Genomic DNA, 15,297 nt, shown 5'->3' with positions numbered 1-15,297 from the left:
GGATTGCGGCGTGAGCGATTTCGATCAGATGGGAATTGTCGTCGACTGGGTGGACGCCTGCCGGAACGGCGACCTCATGACCTTGCTCGACCTCTATGCCGACGACGCCCAGGTCGAATGCACGTGCAACGGCGCGCGGCGTTACCGCGGCCGGAGCGAGCTCGAGGCCTATTGGCAGCCGCGGCTCAGCGCGTTCTCGCTGGCGGGTTTCGGGCTGGAGGAAATCCACCCGATGCCGCATGGCGTCGATCTCGAATATTCCGTCGCCGGCGCGCTGCGCATTCGCGCCTCGTTTCGCTTCAGTCCGGAAGGCAAGATCCACAGCACGCTGTGCGAGCCCGCGCGGCAGAACGCGCATCACGGCTGCGCGTGCTAGGTTATTGTTTGAAAAACCGCTGCGCACTTTTCCGGATCATGCTTCAGCGGTTGACCGCCGCCTCGCGTGTCGGTGCGGCCGGAAGGCGGCAGCGAACATAGGTCCGCTCGTCCACCCGCAGCAATGACAGCGATCCGCTGAGCGCGCGCACACGCTCGTGCATGCCGGTGAGGCCGCGGCCGAAGACATTGTCGGCGGGGAAGCCGCCGCCGTCGTCCCAGATCTCGATGACCAGCGTCTCGCCGGCGATGGTCGCCTGGACATGGGCGGCGCCGGCCTTGGCGTGGCGCAGCACGTTGGTCAGCGCCTCCTGGATCACCCGATAGATGGTCCGGGCCAGCGCTCCGTCGATCACGTTGAGCTCCGGATCGATCGTATCCGTCAGGGTGATGTGGGGGGCCTGCTTGCGAAAATTCCGGAGCAGCGTCTGCACGCTGGTCGCAAGGCCCAGCTCCTCGATGTAGAGTGGCCGCAGCCGATCGAGGATGCGGCGGTTGGTCTGCTGGAGCGCCTCGACCGATTGCAGCACTTGCTCGACCGGGTTGCCGAGATTTCCCGCCGACGGCGCGGCCTCCACCAGCGCGATCGCGCCCGCGCGGATGCTGAACAGCAGCGGGCCGAGCTCGTCGTGCAGCTCGCGGGCGAGATCGCGCCGCTCGTCGTCCTGAAGCGATACCAGGCGATGCATCAGATCGCGATTGTCCTGGCTCAATTGCGCGAGCGTCGCAGCCAGCGCGTTTGCTTCCTCACAGCTCCGCCGAATCTCTGGCGGCCCCCCGACCGGGATCGGCTTTGCGTAATCGCCGCGCCGCATCCGCGTCAGGCCTTCGCCGAGTTGCTGCAGGGGTTGCAGTGCAGATCCCGCGAAGATGTAGGCGATGATCCCGGTGAGCAGCATCAGCACGGCGACGAGGCCGGCCAGCGCGAGGAAGCCGATCCACTTCTCGAACAGGTCGGCTGACAGGTCCGGTAAGAACACGATATCGCCGATATGTCTGCCGTCGATCAGCACCGGAGCCGCAGCGTCCGTCTCCGGCACCATGAGCAGCTCGACAAACCATTGCGGCACCCCCTGGAGATTTCGCACGGCGTCCTTGGGCGAGGACGCAGGACTGCCTTCCGCGGAACGGAAATGGATGTCCGAGGATCCGGCCAAGGATTGGACAAAGGCGTCAAGCGTCTTCTGCGGATTGTCCGAGGCCCGCAATGTGTCGTTGAGGGCGGTCGCGATGGTTCGGATGGACCGTCGCGCGGGCTCGTGCTCGTCGGCGAGCTGGCTGGTCGCGAATATCTGGAGCAGGACGCCGCCCAGGACCAGCGCCGCCAGAAAACTCGCGCCGAGCGGAAGAAACAGTTGCGTTCTGAACGAGAGTCGTTGCCACATTAGGTCAATTCTAACGCGCATCGGCGGAATTTGCTCTTTCCATTTGTTCCCGCCGGTCTATGAATCGAGAAACAAGAGAGCGCGCGATGCAAGAAACTGCCAAGCCGGGGACCCGGGTCCTGATTGTCGACGACCATCCCGTGGTGCTGTCGGGTTGCCGGACCCTGTTCGCTTCCGACCATTCGATCCGCATCGAGGAGGCGACGGACGCCAAATCCGGGCATCGCGCCTATGTCAGCAAGCGGCCGGACGTCGCGGTGATCGACATCAGCCTGCCGGATGTCTCAGGCTTCGAGCTGATGCGGCGAATCCGCAAGGACGATCCCGACGCCAAGATCATCATGTTCAGCATGAATGACGATCCGGCCTTCGTGGTGCGGGCCGTCGAGCTTGGGGCGCAAGGCTACGTTTCCAAGGGCGACGATCCCAGGATCCTGCTCAAAGCGGTGCGCAAGGTGGTCGCGGGCGACAATTTCATCTCACCGCAACTGGCGGAAGCCGTGACGTTTTCCGGGGCGGCGATCAAGGCCAACCCGGCCTCGCAGATGACGCCGCGGGAACTCGAAATTCTCCGCCTGCTCGGACGCGGCGACAAGATCGTGGAAGTCGCTGAGGCGCTTGGCATCTCCTACAAGACGGTCGCCAACACCACGTCCCTGCTCAAGCAGAAGCTGGGGGCCAAGAACCATTCCGACCTGATCAGGATCGCAGTGGAAATCGGCATGAATTGAGGTCCGGATGCTGACGGGCCGGGCACTGGCGACCCGGGCACTGACGGCCTGGGCATTGCTGCCCCGGAAGCACCGAACCGGCCGCTCCACGACGCAGCCGGTTCGGCGGAACGGATCGGTGTCAGCGTGCAGCCGGGCAATGCATGGACACCGCTGACACCTATCCGCCGATTCCAATGGTGAGAGACGGCATTCGTTCCCGGCACCTCCAAGAGTTCAGGAAATAACGGCAAACGCGGCGCGCTGCCGCTTGGCTGCGTGCGCCAAGGGCGGGATTGTTGTCGGGAAAAATAGGAACATTTTCGTCCCCTGGTCGTTTTCGCCCTTGACGGTTTCGTGACAGGCGACGAAAGGTTGCGCGAACAAGTTTTGACGGGTCGGTGACCCCGATAGGCAAACCGGTCTGCACACATCAACGACAGACCTTCCAAGAGAGGGGTTGCGGCAAACCGCAGCCCCTTTTTCGTTGGATCGGCTCAAGGCGGGAAGCGGTTTCCTGATGCCGCAAAACACTTTATGGTGGCCCAAAGCCTCTGGCCGCTAACAAGTAATTTCGCAAAATCAAAGGCTTAAAGGGCGGCTCAGGCTGCCCCGCCTTTGGAGGGCAGTTTGACTCGTTATATCTCGACCCGGGGCGAAGCCCCCGAACTCGGCTTCTGCGACGTGATGTTGACCGGGCTGGCGCGCGACGGCGGCCTGTATGTGCCGACCATCTGGCCGCAGCTGTCGACCGAGACCATCGCCGGCTTCTTCGGCCGTCCCTATTGGGAGGTCGCGGTCGATGTGATTCGTCCCTTCTGCCGGTGGCGAGATCACCGACGCCGAGCTCGGCCGCATGGCGAACGAGGCCTATGCGACCTTCCGCCACCCGGCGGTCGTGCCGCTGCGCCAGATGTCGCCGCACCAGTTCGTGCTGGAGCTGTTCCACGGTCCGACGCTCGCCTTCAAGGACGTCGCGATGCAGCTCATCTCGCGGCTGATGGACCATGTGCTGGCCAAGCGCGGCCAGCGCACCACCATCGTGGTCGCGACGTCAGGCGATACCGGCGGCGCCGCTGTGGAGGCTTTCGCCGGCCTCGAGAACGTGGACCTGATCGTGCTGTTTCCGCACGGCCGCATCTCCGAGGTGCAGCGGCGGATGATGACGACGACGGGCGCGGCCAACGTCCATGCGCTCGCCATCGAGGGCAATTTCGACGATTGCCAGGCGCTCGTGAAGGGGATGTTCAACAACCATCGCTTCCGCGATGCGACCTCGCTCTCGGGCGTCAATTCCATCAACTGGGCGCGCATCGTCGCCCAGGTGGTCTATTATTTCACCTCGGCCGTTGCCGTCGGTGCGCCAGCGCGCGCGGTGGATTTCGTGGTGCCGACGGGCAATTTCGGCGACATCTTTGCCGGCTACGTCGCCAAGCGCATGGGATTGCCGGTGCGGACCCTGCGCATTGCCGCCAACGTCAACGACATCCTGGCGCGCACGCTGAAGACGGGGATCTACGAAGTGCGCGAGGTGCACGCGACGGCGTCGCCGTCGATGGATATCCAGATCTCGTCGAATTTCGAGCGGCTGCTGTTCGAGGCCGGGCGGCGCGATGCGGCGGGCGTGCGTCGCCTGATGGATTCGCTGAAGCAGTCCGGGCGTTTCGTGCTGCCCGATGCGACGCTGGCCGCCATCCGCGAGGAGTTCGACGCCGGGCGCGCCGACGAGACCGAGACCGCGGCTGCGATCCGCGCCGGTTGGCGCGAGGCAGGCGAGCTGGTCGATCCCCACACGGCGGTGGCGCTCGCTGTCGCCGACCGCGACACCACGGATACGCGGGTGCCGAGCATCGTGCTCTCCACCGCCCATCCGGCCAAATTCCCCGACGCCGTCGAAGCGGCCTGCGGCCAGCGGCCGCAACTGCCGGCCTGGCTCGACGGTTTGATGACCAAATCCGAACACATGAAGGTGATGAAGAACGATCAGGCCGAGGTCGAGCAGTTCGTGCTGTCGGTCAGCCGCGCTGCAAAGCAGGGAGTTGCCGGATGAGCGTCGAGATTTCCAAGCTTGCCTCCGGCCTGACCGTCGTCACCGACAAGATGCCCCAGCTCGAGACCGCCGCGCTCGGCGTCTGGGCCGGCGTCGGCGGCCGTGACGAGAAGCCGAACGAGCATGGCATTTCCCATCTGCTCGAACACATGGCGTTCAAGGGCACCACGAAGCGTTCCTCGCGCGAGATCGTCGAGGAGATCGAGGCGGTCGGCGGCGACCTCAACGCCGGCACCTCGACCGAGACCACGTCCTATTACGCGCGGGTGCTGAAGGCCGACGTGCCGCTCGCGCTCGACGTGCTCGCCGACATCCTCGCCAATCCGGCCTTCGAGCCCGACGAGCTGGAGCGCGAGAAGAACGTCATCGTGCAGGAAATCGGCGCCGCGCAGGATACGCCCGACGACGTCGTGTTCGAGCATCTGAACGAGCTCTGCTATCCCGACCAGCCGATGGGCCGCTCGCTGCTCGGCACGGCCAAGACGCTGCGCAGCTTCAACCGCGACATGCTGCGCGGTTACCTCTCGACGCACTATCGCGGGCCCGACATGGTGGTGGCGGCGGCCGGCGCGGTCGATCACGATCAGGTGGTCGCCGAGGCCGAGAAGCGCTTTGCCAGTTTCGAGGCGGCGCCGGGCCCGAAGCCGCAAACCGCTCAGTTCGGCAAGGGCGGCGCCAAGGTGGTGCATCGCGAGCTGGAGCAGGCGCATCTGACGCTGGCGCTGGAAGGCGTGCCGCAGAACGATCCGGCGCTGTTCTCGCTCCAGGTCTTCACCAACGTCCTCGGCGGCGGAATGTCCTCGCGCCTGTTCCAGGAGGTGCGCGAGAAGCGCGGCCTCTGCTACTCCATCTATTCGTTCCACGCGCCCTATACCGATACCGGGTTCTTCGGCCTCTACACCGGCACCGATCCGGCCGATGCGCCGGAGATGATGGAGGTCGTGGTCGACATCATGAATGATTCGGTGGAGACGCTGACCGAGGCCGAGATCGCGCGGGCCAAGGCGCAGATGAAGGCGGGTCTGCTGATGGCGCTGGAGAGCTGCTCCTCCCGCGCCGAGCAGCTCGCCCGGCACGTCCTCGCCTATGGCCGGCCGCAGACGGTCGAGGAACTGGTCGGGCGAATCGACGCCGTCAGCGTCGAATCGACCCGGGACGCGGCGCGTGCGCTGTTGTCACGGAGCCGGCCTGCCGTTGTCGCATTGGGCAGTGGCAGGGGTCTGGACACGGCGGTGGCTTTTGCGGAAGGATTGACCCGGGCGCGCGCCAAGGCTCGGCTGCACTAGGAGCCGCCCAAGGGCGCCCGCCCACGGAAGCATCACCATGGCCCTCTTTCGCCTGCCGTCCAGTGGACCCGCCGCCCTCGCACCGCGCGGTAACGGGCTGTTGTTGCGTGCGCCGCAGATGTCGGACTTCCTGCAATGGGCTCATCTGCGCGAGTCCAGCCGCGACTACCTGACGCCGTGGGAGCCGATCTGGCCCTCGGACGATCTCACCCGCTCGGGCTTCCGCCGCCGTCTGCGCCGCTATGCGGAGGACATCGCCGCGGACCGTTCCTATCCCTTTCTGATCTTCCGCGAGCTCGACGGCGCCATGGTCGGCGGCATCACGCTGGCCAATGTCCGCCGCGGCATCGTGCAGGCCGGCACCATCGGCTATTGGGTCGGGCAGCCTCATGCCCATCGCGGCTACATGACGGCCGCGCTGCGGGTGCTGCTGCCGACATTGTTCGGCGAGCTCAATCTGCACCGGGTCGAGGCCGCCTGCATCCCCACCAATGCACCGTCGATCCGGGTGCTGGAGAAGTGCGGCTTCTCCCGTGAGGGCTTGGCGCGCCGCTATCTCTGCATCAACGGGGTCTGGCAGGATCATTTGCTGTTCGGCCTCCTGCACGAGGATTTCCGCGGCTGAACTGCCCGATTCATGCGGCCAAGTCCCCCTTTTTGCTGCCTTGGGTTCGCCGATTTTGGCGATATAACCGCATGCCCCGGACGGCGATCGGCCGGACAATTGTCATTGGAGTATAGGCGTTGATGGTGCAGCAGCTTCGGTCATCGCGGAATGCGTTGCGGCTGGGAGGGGAATCGCGCTGGCGTTGTCGGTTGTGCTCGCCTCTGTCCCGCCGGTGAAGGCCCAGTCTCTGACCGACCGCTTCAAGAGCCTGTTCGGGGGCAAGTCCGACGAGCCGGCCGAGCCCAAGCCGCCGCCTGCGCCCGGCCAGCCGGCCGAAGACGAGCTCGATTGCCCGCAGGTCACGGTGCGTGCGGGAGCCTCGACCTATGCGGTCGGCACCGCCGGCAAGCCGGCCGTCGGCAACGATATTCGCTTCCAGGCCTCGATCACCAAGATGGCGCGCGAATGTGCCCGCAGCAGCGCCGGCATCACGGCCCGGATTGGCATCCAAGGCCGCGTGATCGCCGGTCCCGCCGGTGCGCCTGCCTCCGTCGAGGTGCCCCTGCGCTTCGCCGTCGTGCAGGGCGGCGTCGGCGAGAAGGTGATCGCCTCGAAGGCCTACCGGACCACGGTCGACATGACTCCAGGGGGCAGTGTGCCCTTTACCTTCGTTATCGAGGACATGACCTATCCGGTGCCAGCACCCGCGGTCGCCGATAACTACATTTTCTATGTCGGCTTCGACCCGCAGGCGCTCGCGCCCGAGCCGAAGGGGCGGAAGAAGAAATAGGGCGCAATCTCGTGCTCCGGACGCAGCGCAGCGCTTCTTCAGCGGTGCGCTGCAGAGCCGGGGCCCATGCCGCGGCATACTGGGTCCCGGCTCAGCGTCGCGTCATTTCATGCCGCGCCGCGTCCGGGACACGAGAGTCTTTCGACAAACAAAAAAGCCGGCGCTCATCGCGCCGGCTTTCTGATTGGTGAAGGCAAGACCCTCAGTTCAGCTTCTGCCTGACTTCGCTGATGCCCTTGGCCAGCAGATCGTCGGCGACCTGGCCCTTGACCGACTGCGACAGGATCGTCGAGGCGGCCTGGACGGCGGCTTCGGCGGCTGCGGCGCGGACATCGGCCAGCGCCTGGGCCTCGGCGAGCGCGATCTTGCTCTCCGCAGTCTTGGTCCGGCGGGCGACGAAGTCTTCCACCTTCGCCTTGGCATCAGTCGCGATGCGCTCGGCTTCGCTTCTGGCGTTGGCGATGATCTCGGCGGCCTCGCGCTCGGCCGAGGCGGTGCGCGCCTTGTAGTCGGCAAGCACCTTGGCGGCTTCCTGCTTGAGGCGCTGGGCGTCGTCGAGCTCGGCCTTGATGCGGGCGGCACGATGATCGAGCGCGGTCATCGCCGTCTTGAAGACCCCGAGATAGCCGAACACGACCATCAGGATCACGAAGGCGACGGCGACCCAAAATTCAGGTTCGAAGACCATCTCGACTAACCTTTCAGGGACGCATCGACCGCGGCATTGACCGAGGCGGCGTCGGGAACGACGCCGGTCAGCTGCTGCACGATCTGGCCGGCCGCATCGGCCGCGATGCCGCGGACGTTGCTCATGGCGGTGGCGCGGGTCGAGGCGATGGTCTTCTCCGCCTCGGCGAGCTTGGCCGCCAATTGCTGTTCCAGCGCCTTGCGCTCGGCCTCGGCCTGCGCATTCGCCTTGTCGCGGGATTCGTTGCCGATCGCCTGCGCCCGCGCGCGCGCCGCAGCGAGCTCGCTTTCGTAGGCCTTCAGCGCCGCCTCGGACTGATCCTTCAGCTTCTGCGCCTCGGCGAGGTCACCCTCGATCTTGTTCTGACGCGCCTCGATCGCACCGCCGATGCGCGGCAGAGCGAGCTTGGACACGATCACGTAAAGCAGGACGAAGAAGATCGCGAGCGACACCAGCTGTGAAGCGAAGCTGCTGCTCTCGAACGGCGGAAAGCCGCCACCGTGGTGACCACCGTCAGCCTCGGTATGAGCGCCCGCCGGACCTTTTGCGCCGCCATGACTCTCAGCCATGGAGTTCTCCTGTTGCTGTCACACGCGCCGTCCCAGGGACTGGAACGGCGCGAAAAACGTCGTCCTCAGAGCGGAACGAACAGCAGCAACAGCGCGATCAGCAGCGAGAAGATGCCGAGCGCTTCGGTCACGGCGAAGCCGAAGATCAGGTTGCCGAACTGGCCCTGAGCGGCCGACGGGTTGCGGACGGCTGCGGCGAGGTAGTTGCCGAAGATCACGCCCACGCCGACGCCCGCACCGCCCATGCCGATGCACGCGATGCCCGCGCCGATAAGTTTTGCTGCTGCCGGATCCATTTTAGACTCCTTGGAAGAAAGATTGGGTGGTGGGTGGAAATTCCCCGGACCGTTCAGTGTCCCGGATGAATGGCGTCGTTGAGGTAGATGCAGGTCAGGATCGCGAACACGTAGGCCTGCAGGAACGCGACCAGCAGCTCCAGCGACGTCAGCGCGACCGTGAGCGCGAGCGGCAGCACGCCGCCGACCCAGCCGAGCGCGCCCAGCGAGAAGCCGAGCATGGCGACGAAGCCCGCGAAGACCTTCAGCGCGATGTGGCCGGCCAGCATGTTGGCGAAGAGACGGACGCTGTGGGAGACCGGCCGCAGGAAGAACGACAGGATCTCGATGAACATGACCAGCGGCAGGATGTAGATGGGGACGCCGTGGGGAACGAAAATCTTGAAGAACTTCAGGCCGTTCTTGTAGAGGCCGTAGATCAGGACGGTGAAGAAGACCAGCAGCGCGAGCGCCGCGGTGACGATCAGATGGCTCGACACCGTGAAGGTGTAGGGGATGATGCCGACCAGGTTCGAGACGCAGATGAACATGAACAGCGAGAAGATCAGCGGGAAGAACTTCATGCCTTCCGCGCCGGCCGTCGAGCGGATGGTCGAGGCGACGAATTCGTAGGAGATCTCGGCGATCGACTGCAGGCGCCCGGGAACCAGCTGGGTTCCGCTGGCGAGCATCAGGATCGAGATGATGGCCACCGCCACCAGCATATAGAGCGACGAATTGGTGAAGGCGATCGTGTGATTGCCGATATGGCCCAGCGTGAAGAGAGGCTCGATGTTGAACTGGTGGATCGGATCGATTTTCATCAGCGCGGCATCTCTTGGTCTGCCGGGCTATGCCGGCGGGTCTCGGTCTGCCGGCCGGGCCGGCCCGTGCCGGCAAGACCGGCACGATCACTCTGCTGGTGCGGATCGGCTAAGATCCACCGCGCCTGTTCTGACCCGCGCCTGCCGTTCTCACCACATTCACCACGCCGGCGACGAAGCCCAGCAACAGGAACACGATAAACCCGAAAGGCGAGGTCGACAGCAAGCGGTCGAAGCCCCAGCCAATCCCCCCTCCGACAGCGACACCGGCGATCAACTCCGAGGATAGTCGGAAACCAAGCGCCATCGCCGAGGCTCTGGCCGCTCCGTCTCCACCGTCACCTGCGGGTTGCTCGGTCTTGATCCGGCGGTCGCGAAATTCGGACAACCTGTGATCAAGACTTCCGAGCCGTTCGGAAAGCGCAGCTTCCTCGGACGATCTATCGCGATCTCCATTCCCGCCGTGTCCCGTGCCCTGTGTCATGCAACAAAGACCCGAAACGCTGCGGCTGAATGGAAATTACGCCCGCCACCCTCAAAAGCCGCGCGGACCATACTGATGGCCTATAATCAAGTCAAGCCAAGTCACGATTGCGTCGCTTTCGGTTATGTGACTGATTTATTTGGCAATATTGGCACGAACGGCAGCGCTGCACACAGCGTGACGCCGCACCGCAGCAGCGCGCCGCATGATCGGCGGCTGCGGCCGCCCTTTCGCCGCGCTGTCGGGATCGAAGACGCTGCCGCGATCGTTGATGTCGGTGTGCATTTTGGGCGGCGGATCGCTTTGCCGGGGTGTAGAATCTATTGGATTGCCACGTGCGCGTCGTGGCGGAGAGCGCGATGAGACCCGTGACGTCATCCACAACATCCTTCCCAGCATCCTGGCTTGCGGCGGCGGCGTTCGCCGCGGCGATGGCGATCGGCGGCGGCCTGATGGCTGCGCCATCCGCACCCGACGGCGAAAACGGTCGCTACAGCATGACGCCCATCCCCGAGGGCGTGCTGCGGCTCGACACCCGCACCGGCACGGTCTCGACCTGCACCAAGAACGACGCCGGCTGGGCCTGCTATGCGGTGCCCGACGAACGGACCGCGCTCGACGCCGAGATCGGCAGGCTCCAGGCCGAGGTCGAGAAGCTGAAGGGGCAGCTCGCGGCGGGGCCGACGGTGTCGGGCAAGGTCGACGAGGCGCTGCCGAAATCCGACCCGCTGAAGAAAGCCGAGCCCAGGAGCGCCGAGCCCAAGAACGTCGAGCCTCGGAGCGCCGAGGGCGAGCGCAAGATCGAGATCCCGCTGCCGAGCGACCAGGACATCGATCGCGTGATGTCGTTCCTTGAAAAGGCCTGGCGGCGGCTGATCGACATCGCCAACCGCGTGCAGAGGGACGTGTCGGGAAAGATCTGAAGCGCGACGAGCTGCGGTAGGGTGGGCAAAGCGAAGCGTGCCCACCATTTTTGACGATCGGGAAAGATCGTGGGCACGGCGCAACTGCGCCTTTGCCCAACCCTACGGGGGCTTTCCGGGTTGAGAGACCCACAGTGCTTTGCGAGTTGAGAGGCGCTTCATGACATCGGCCAGATCAATCACCCGCTCGGCGCCATCGTCGGTGCAGGCTACCACGGTCGCGTCGTCGCTGCTGACGGTGCAGACATCGGGCCACGGCTTCACCGATCTCACCAGCGAAACTGCAAGATTCATCGACGAGGTTCGCGCCCGCGACGGTGCCTTGACGCTGTTCATCCGCCATACCTCGGCCTCACTGACGATCCAGGAGAACGCTGACCCTTCCGTGCTCGTTGACCTCGCCACGGCGCTGTCCCGGCTCGCGCCGGAGAATGCCGGCTGGACCCACGACACCGAAGGACCGGACGACATGCCGGCCCACGTCAAGACGATGTTGACCGGGACCTCGCTTCAGGTCCCGGTTCTGGACGGCAGGCTCGCACTCGGGACCTGGCAGGCGATCTATCTGATCGAGCATCGCAAGCGCCCGCACCGGCGCGAGGTGGTGCTGCAATTCGTCGGCAGCAATCAGTAGAGCGTTTCCGAGCCAGGCGGGCGCCGGCGCGCGTCCAGAAACGAAGCAAAAGCTGACATAAAACAAAACCGGCCGCGGGAGACCGCGGCCGGTTGGTGCTGGTTGGGATCGGTTCGATCAGGTGCCCTTGATGTCGACGTCCTTGGTCTCGGGCAGGAAGAAGAAGCCGATCACGACGGTAATCGAGGCGAAGATGATCGGGTACCAGAGGCCGGCATAGATGTCGCCGGTCGAGGCCACGATGGCAAAGGCGGTCGCCGGCAACAGGCCGCCGAACCAGCCGTTACCAATATGGTAGGGCAGCGACATCGAGGTGTAGCGGATGCGGGTCGGGAACAGTTCGACCAGCATCGCCGCGATCGGGCCGTACACCATGGTGACGAACAGCACCAGGATGAAGAGCAGGCCGACGATCGCGGCCACCTGCGGACGGAAGATGTCGAACGGATGTGCCATCTTCACGATACCGGCGTCACCGGCCTTCGGATAGCCGGCAGCCTGCACGGCGGCCAGGACAGCCGGGTTGCTATCCTTGGCGTTCGTGTAGGCAATGTCCTTGCCGTTGACCACCACCTTCACGCCCGAGCCGGCCGCGCCCGGCGTGTTCGTGTACTTGACCGACGACTGCGACAGGAACGCACGTGCGGTGTCGCAAGGTGCGGTGAAGACGCGGGTGCCGACCGGGTTGAACAGGTCGCCGCAGAGTGCGGGATCGGCCACCACCTCGACCTTGGTCTGCTCGATGGCCTTTTCCAGCGCCGGGTTGGCGTTGGTGGTGATCATCTTGAAGATCGGGAAGAAGGTCAGTGCCGCGATCAGGCAGCCGCCGAGGATGATCGGCTTGCGGCCGATCTTGTCGGAGAGCGCGCCGAACACGATGAAGAAGCCGGTGCCCAGCAGCAGCGACCAGGCGATCAGCAGGTTGGCGGTGTAGCCGTCGACCTTCAGGATCGATTGCAGGAAGAACAGCGCGTAGAACTGACCGGTGTACCAGACCACGCCCTGGCCCATCACGCCGCCGAGCAGCGCGAGCAGCACGAGCTTGCCGTTCTGCCAGTTGCCGAAGGCTTCGGTCAGCGGCGCCTTCGAGCCCTTGCCCTCTTCCTTCATCTTCTGGAAGATCGGGGATTCGTTGAGGCGGAGCCGGATCCAGACCGAGATGCCGAGCAGCAGCACCGAGACCAGGAAGGGAATGCGCCAGCCCCAGGCGGCGAATTCAGGTTCGCCGAGGGCGCTGCGGGTGAACAGAATCACCAGCAGCGACAGGAACAGGCCGAGCGTCGCTGTGGTCTGAATGAAGGAGGTGTAGTAGCCGCGCTTGCCGTTCGGAGCATGCTCCGCGACATAGGTCGCCGCGCCGCCATACTCACCGCCGAGCGCCAGGCCCTGGGCGAGGCGCAGCACGATCAGGATGATCGGAGCCGCGATGCCGATGGTGGCAGCGTTGGGCAGCAGGCCGACGATGAAGGTCGACAGGCCCATGATCAGGATGGTGACGAGGAAGGTGTATTTGCGGCCGACGATGTCGCCGACGCGGCCGAACACGATCGCGCCGAACGGACGGACCAGGAAGCCGGCTGCGAACGCAAGCAGTGCGAAGATGTCGCGGGTTGCCGGCGGATAGGCCGAGAAGAACTGCGCGCCGATGATGCCGGCCAGCGAACCGTAGAGGTAAAAATCATACCATTCGAAAACGGTACCGAGCGAGGAAGCGAGAATGACGAAGCGTTCGTCCTTCGTCATCCCTCCTGCGCCTGTTTGAGATACAGCCATTGTCGACATGTTGAGTCGCTCCCCGAAACGTGTTTCCTCGCGCCCCCGGATGTCCGGACATGCCGGATCAATCCAGGACTTGCCCATAAGGTAACATCGGCGTGAAACCCGCCCCAATACGACTTTCGGCCTTGCGCACTGACGCGCAGCTGATGCGCGGTATCGGGCGCCGGTGCGCGATCTTCGGGAGGCTCCGGGATTAACCCCTTTGCGGCAAAGGGATAATGCGCACTTGCATGCCACGGCCGCTCAGGGAAGAATTGCCGCACCCGGGATCGGTCCGCCGGCCTGCGAACGACAGCAAGAGAACGATGAACGCTCCATCGACCCATCTCGTCATCGCCGATGACCATCCCCTGTTCCGCGATGCGCTGCGACAGGCGGTGGCCGGCGTCCTGACCTCGGCCCAAATCGACGAGGCCGGGTCGTTCGAGGATCTGACCAAGCTCCTGGAACAGTCCTCGGACGTCGATCTGATCCTGCTCGACCTCTCGATGCCCGGGATCTCCGGCTTTTCCGGTCTGATCTATCTGCGCGCGCAATATCCTGCGATCCCGGTCGTGATCGTCTCGGCCTCCGACGACAGCGCCACGATCCGCCGCTCGCTCGATTTCGGTGCGTCCGGGTTCATTCCAAAGCGCTTCGGCGTCGAGACGTTGCGCGACGCCATCCTCAAGGTGATGGAAGGCGACGTCTGGGTTCCCGCCGACACCGACCTGTCCGCGGCTGGCGACCCAGACATGACGCGCCTGCGCGACCGCCTGGTGACGCTGACGCCGCAGCAGGTCCGGGTCCTCATGATGCTGTCGGAGGGTCTCCTCAACAAGCAGATCGCCTACGAGCTCGGGGTCTCCGAGGCCACCATCAAGGCGCATGTCTCGGCCATCCTGCAAAAGCTCGGCGTCGAGAGCCGCACCCAGGCCGTGATCGCGGCCGCCAAGATCGCCGGCGGCCAGTGGAGGCAGGGCACGCCGACGGGCTAGCGCTTACGAGCTAACTGGCGGATGTCCGGGCTTGAGGCAGAGCGGAGTCATTCTGTGCGATGAGAGCTTCGGCGGTTTGACCCGTTGCGGACATTTCGATCGACGGATTAGCTGGACCGCTGAGCCGCCGTTTGGAAATAGACGGCCGGGGACTGATTTGGCTAAGTTGGCGTCAAGCTCCGGAGGATGAAGATGCCGTATTTCACATCCAACCAAACTCAATCCGATCGCACTTCTAAGGTGCTTGCAGATGCCTTCTGTGCGCTTCTACTGGGGACCTTTTCCGTCGTGTTTTTTGGTGTGGTTGGCGGCCTTGTCGCTTTCGTTCTGCTGGAAGCTTGCTTGCTCGCCCTCGATTGGGTGATGCCCAACGACGACGATGCGGCCGGCGTTGTTCGCTAGGGGACCAAGGGCCAACGAATGAGCAAGCCCGTAAAATCTGAAAGCGAGCTGATTGCTATGGCGAAGGCCGAATTGAAGGTTCACGCCGACTGTCCCGATGGAATGACGATTTCCATCCTCCGCGACGGGAAATCCTGGGAGTTTCGAGCCAGCGCTGATCAGGCGACCTCTGATCGGCCGGGCTACCCGGAATGCGTCGCCATGCTCGTCCAGATCGGCGATCACCTCTGCAAGCAGTACGACGTCGAGGGTTAGGCGCGCCTCGACAGCCGACACCGGTCAGAAGATGCGGTCGATCACCATCGTCAGACCAGCTGAGAAGGCCATGTGATCACCAGGGGGACTCCTGTCTCAAAGAATGGCAGCTCCATCCAACGATGTGACTGCCCGTTGCGAGGCAGGAAAACCCAGAGGAGAGCGATCGACAAGACGACTAGGAATGCGCCGATCACGAAATCCTCCTCCGGAGCAGTGATATCTCGCTGGAGGTTGTCCTCCGCCGGTTGCGTCGCCGGTAAGTCCCGAAGGTCAACCCAATT

17 protein-coding genes and 2 pseudogenes are annotated in these 15,297 nt (G+C 64.4%); 11 read left to right on the top strand and 8 right to left on the bottom strand.

Translation table 11 applies throughout. The annotated features are described in order from the left end of the window. Positions 1 to 10: 10 nt before the first annotated feature. On the top strand, positions 11 to 376 hold the full coding sequence (locus tag ACETMP_RS19885; RefSeq protein ID WP_375157510.1) for a nuclear transport factor 2 family protein: 366 nt from the start codon (positions 11 to 13) through the stop codon (positions 374 to 376). Between the two features lie 43 nt (positions 377 to 419). On the opposite strand, the gene ACETMP_RS19880 is transcribed toward ACETMP_RS19885, so the two are convergent. Then, the gene (locus ACETMP_RS19880; protein WP_375157509.1) at positions 420 to 1,760 is read right to left on the bottom strand and encodes a histidine kinase; all 1,341 of its coding nucleotides are present in this window, start codon (positions 1,758 to 1,760) and stop codon (positions 420 to 422) included. An 86-nt stretch (positions 1,761 to 1,846) separates the two neighbouring features. Here ACETMP_RS19880 and ACETMP_RS19875 point away from each other — a divergent pair, with 86 nt between their 5' ends. The 5 genes and pseudogenes from ACETMP_RS19875 to ACETMP_RS19855 all read left to right on the top strand — a co-directional run bounded on the left by ACETMP_RS19875 (position 1,847) and on the right by ACETMP_RS19855 (position 7,203). Further along, positions 1,847 to 2,491: a response regulator transcription factor gene (locus ACETMP_RS19875; protein ID WP_028134052.1), complete on the top strand. Its 645-nt coding sequence runs from the start codon at positions 1,847 to 1,849 to the stop codon at positions 2,489 to 2,491. A gap of 609 nt (positions 2,492 to 3,100) precedes the next feature. Next, positions 3,101 to 4,520 (top strand): annotated as a pseudogene (thrC, locus tag ACETMP_RS19870) (threonine synthase). Further along, positions 4,517 to 5,806 carry a pitrilysin family protein gene (locus ACETMP_RS19865; protein WP_028134054.1) on the top strand — a complete coding sequence of 430 codons (1,290 nt, stop codon included), beginning with the start codon at positions 4,517 to 4,519 and terminating at the stop codon, positions 5,804 to 5,806. Before thrC ends, ACETMP_RS19865 begins: the two are co-directional and overlap by 4 nt. Before the next feature lie 37 nt (positions 5,807 to 5,843). After that, positions 5,844 to 6,431 carry a GNAT family N-acetyltransferase gene (locus ACETMP_RS19860; RefSeq protein ID WP_375157508.1) on the top strand — a complete coding sequence of 196 codons (588 nt, stop codon included), beginning with the start codon at positions 5,844 to 5,846 and terminating at the stop codon, positions 6,429 to 6,431. Positions 6,432 to 6,553: 122 nt separating this feature from the next. Beyond that, positions 6,554 to 7,203: pseudogene (locus ACETMP_RS19855) on the top strand (hypothetical protein). A gap of 202 nt (positions 7,204 to 7,405) precedes the next feature. Here ACETMP_RS19855 and ACETMP_RS19850 read toward each other — a convergent pair. From ACETMP_RS19850 to ACETMP_RS19825, 6 genes are all read right to left on the bottom strand, one after another. Next, positions 7,406 to 7,891 carry an ATP F0F1 synthase subunit B gene (locus ACETMP_RS19850; RefSeq protein WP_375157507.1) on the bottom strand — a complete coding sequence of 162 codons (486 nt, stop codon included), beginning with the start codon at positions 7,889 to 7,891 and terminating at the stop codon, positions 7,406 to 7,408. Positions 7,892 to 7,896: 5 nt separating this feature from the next. Continuing rightward, entirely contained in the window at positions 7,897 to 8,460 is a 564-nt protein-coding gene (locus ACETMP_RS19845) for a F0F1 ATP synthase subunit B (RefSeq protein ID WP_028134057.1), read from the bottom strand. Between the two features lie 65 nt (positions 8,461 to 8,525). After that, a complete protein-coding gene (locus ACETMP_RS19840) occupies positions 8,526 to 8,756 on the bottom strand; it encodes a F0F1 ATP synthase subunit C (protein WP_007599451.1) in 231 nt (76 codons plus the stop codon). A 53-nt stretch (positions 8,757 to 8,809) separates the two neighbouring features. Next, positions 8,810 to 9,559 carry a F0F1 ATP synthase subunit A gene (locus tag ACETMP_RS19835; RefSeq protein WP_028134058.1) on the bottom strand — a complete coding sequence of 250 codons (750 nt, stop codon included), beginning with the start codon at positions 9,557 to 9,559 and terminating at the stop codon, positions 8,810 to 8,812. 109 nt (positions 9,560 to 9,668) lie between these two features. Then, on the bottom strand, positions 9,669 to 10,043 hold the full coding sequence (locus ACETMP_RS19830; RefSeq protein WP_028134059.1) for an AtpZ/AtpI family protein: 375 nt from the start codon (positions 10,041 to 10,043) through the stop codon (positions 9,669 to 9,671). Between the two features lie 135 nt (positions 10,044 to 10,178). Then, the gene (locus ACETMP_RS19825; RefSeq protein WP_375157506.1) at positions 10,179 to 10,328 is read right to left on the bottom strand and encodes a hypothetical protein; all 150 of its coding nucleotides are present in this window, start codon (positions 10,326 to 10,328) and stop codon (positions 10,179 to 10,181) included. Between the two features lie 74 nt (positions 10,329 to 10,402). Between ACETMP_RS19825 and ACETMP_RS19820 the strand changes: the two genes are divergently transcribed. Beyond that, a complete protein-coding gene (locus tag ACETMP_RS19820; RefSeq protein WP_375157505.1) occupies positions 10,403 to 10,966 on the top strand; it encodes a hypothetical protein in 564 nt (187 codons plus the stop codon). A gap of 160 nt (positions 10,967 to 11,126) precedes the next feature. Next, complete coding sequence (locus ACETMP_RS19815; protein ID WP_375157504.1) at positions 11,127 to 11,600, top strand: secondary thiamine-phosphate synthase enzyme YjbQ; 474 nt, start codon at positions 11,127 to 11,129, stop codon at positions 11,598 to 11,600. 117 nt (positions 11,601 to 11,717) lie between these two features. Here ACETMP_RS19815 and ACETMP_RS19810 read toward each other — a convergent pair whose 3' ends face one another. Further along, positions 11,718 to 13,343, bottom strand: coding sequence for an MFS transporter (locus ACETMP_RS19810; protein ID WP_375157503.1), 1,626 nt, complete (start codon positions 13,341 to 13,343; stop codon positions 11,718 to 11,720). 341 nt (positions 13,344 to 13,684) lie between these two features. Between ACETMP_RS19810 and ACETMP_RS19805 the strand changes: the two genes are divergently transcribed. From ACETMP_RS19805 to ACETMP_RS19795, 3 genes are all read left to right on the top strand, one after another. Continuing rightward, on the top strand, positions 13,685 to 14,356 hold the full coding sequence (locus ACETMP_RS19805; RefSeq protein ID WP_257179477.1) for a response regulator transcription factor: 672 nt from the start codon (positions 13,685 to 13,687) through the stop codon (positions 14,354 to 14,356). A 192-nt stretch (positions 14,357 to 14,548) separates the two neighbouring features. Next, entirely contained in the window at positions 14,549 to 14,758 is a 210-nt protein-coding gene (locus tag ACETMP_RS19800; protein ID WP_375157502.1) for a hypothetical protein, read from the top strand. An 18-nt stretch (positions 14,759 to 14,776) separates the two neighbouring features. Beyond that, complete coding sequence (locus ACETMP_RS19795) at positions 14,777 to 15,013, top strand: hypothetical protein (protein ID WP_375157501.1); 237 nt, start codon at positions 14,777 to 14,779, stop codon at positions 15,011 to 15,013. The last annotated feature ends 284 nt before the right edge of the window (positions 15,014 to 15,297 follow it).

The sequence above is a fragment of the Bradyrhizobium dasycarpum genome, from assembly GCF_042019905.1.
In the GTDB taxonomy this organism is placed as follows: Bacteria; Pseudomonadota; Alphaproteobacteria; order Rhizobiales; family Xanthobacteraceae; genus Bradyrhizobium; species Bradyrhizobium japonicum_B.
Note: the sequence above shows the minus strand (reverse complement) of the source record. Positions and strands in the feature narration are given on the sequence as shown.

Coding starts and splice junctions, on each gene's coding strand:
- ACETMP_RS19860 (WP_375157508.1), top strand. CDS start 5,844: ATGGCCCTCTTTCGCCTGCCGTCCAGTGGACCCGCCGCCCTCGCACCG.
- ACETMP_RS19830 (WP_028134059.1), bottom strand. CDS start 10,043: ATGACACAGGGCACGGGACACGGCGGGAATGGAGATCGCGATAGATCG.
- ACETMP_RS19865 (WP_028134054.1), top strand. CDS start 4,517: ATGAGCGTCGAGATTTCCAAGCTTGCCTCCGGCCTGACCGTCGTCACC.
- ACETMP_RS19845 (WP_028134057.1), bottom strand. CDS start 8,460: ATGGCTGAGAGTCATGGCGGCGCAAAAGGTCCGGCGGGCGCTCATACC.
- ACETMP_RS19810 (WP_375157503.1), bottom strand. CDS start 13,343: ATGACGAAGGACGAACGCTTCGTCATTCTCGCTTCCTCGCTCGGTACC.
- ACETMP_RS19835 (WP_028134058.1), bottom strand. CDS start 9,559: ATGAAAATCGATCCGATCCACCAGTTCAACATCGAGCCTCTCTTCACG.
- ACETMP_RS19875 (WP_028134052.1), top strand. CDS start 1,847: ATGCAAGAAACTGCCAAGCCGGGGACCCGGGTCCTGATTGTCGACGAC.
- ACETMP_RS19840 (WP_007599451.1), bottom strand. CDS start 8,756: ATGGATCCGGCAGCAGCAAAACTTATCGGCGCGGGCATCGCGTGCATC.
- ACETMP_RS19820 (WP_375157505.1), top strand. CDS start 10,403: ATGAGACCCGTGACGTCATCCACAACATCCTTCCCAGCATCCTGGCTT.
- ACETMP_RS19880 (WP_375157509.1), bottom strand. CDS start 1,760: ATGTGGCAACGACTCTCGTTCAGAACGCAACTGTTTCTTCCGCTCGGC.
- ACETMP_RS19805 (WP_257179477.1), top strand. CDS start 13,685: ATGAACGCTCCATCGACCCATCTCGTCATCGCCGATGACCATCCCCTG.
- ACETMP_RS19825 (WP_375157506.1), bottom strand. CDS start 10,328: ATGCACACCGACATCAACGATCGCGGCAGCGTCTTCGATCCCGACAGC.
- ACETMP_RS19815 (WP_375157504.1), top strand. CDS start 11,127: ATGACATCGGCCAGATCAATCACCCGCTCGGCGCCATCGTCGGTGCAG.
- ACETMP_RS19795 (WP_375157501.1), top strand. CDS start 14,777: ATGAGCAAGCCCGTAAAATCTGAAAGCGAGCTGATTGCTATGGCGAAG.
- ACETMP_RS19850 (WP_375157507.1), bottom strand. CDS start 7,891: ATGGTCTTCGAACCTGAATTTTGGGTCGCCGTCGCCTTCGTGATCCTG.
- ACETMP_RS19800 (WP_375157502.1), top strand. CDS start 14,549: ATGCCGTATTTCACATCCAACCAAACTCAATCCGATCGCACTTCTAAG.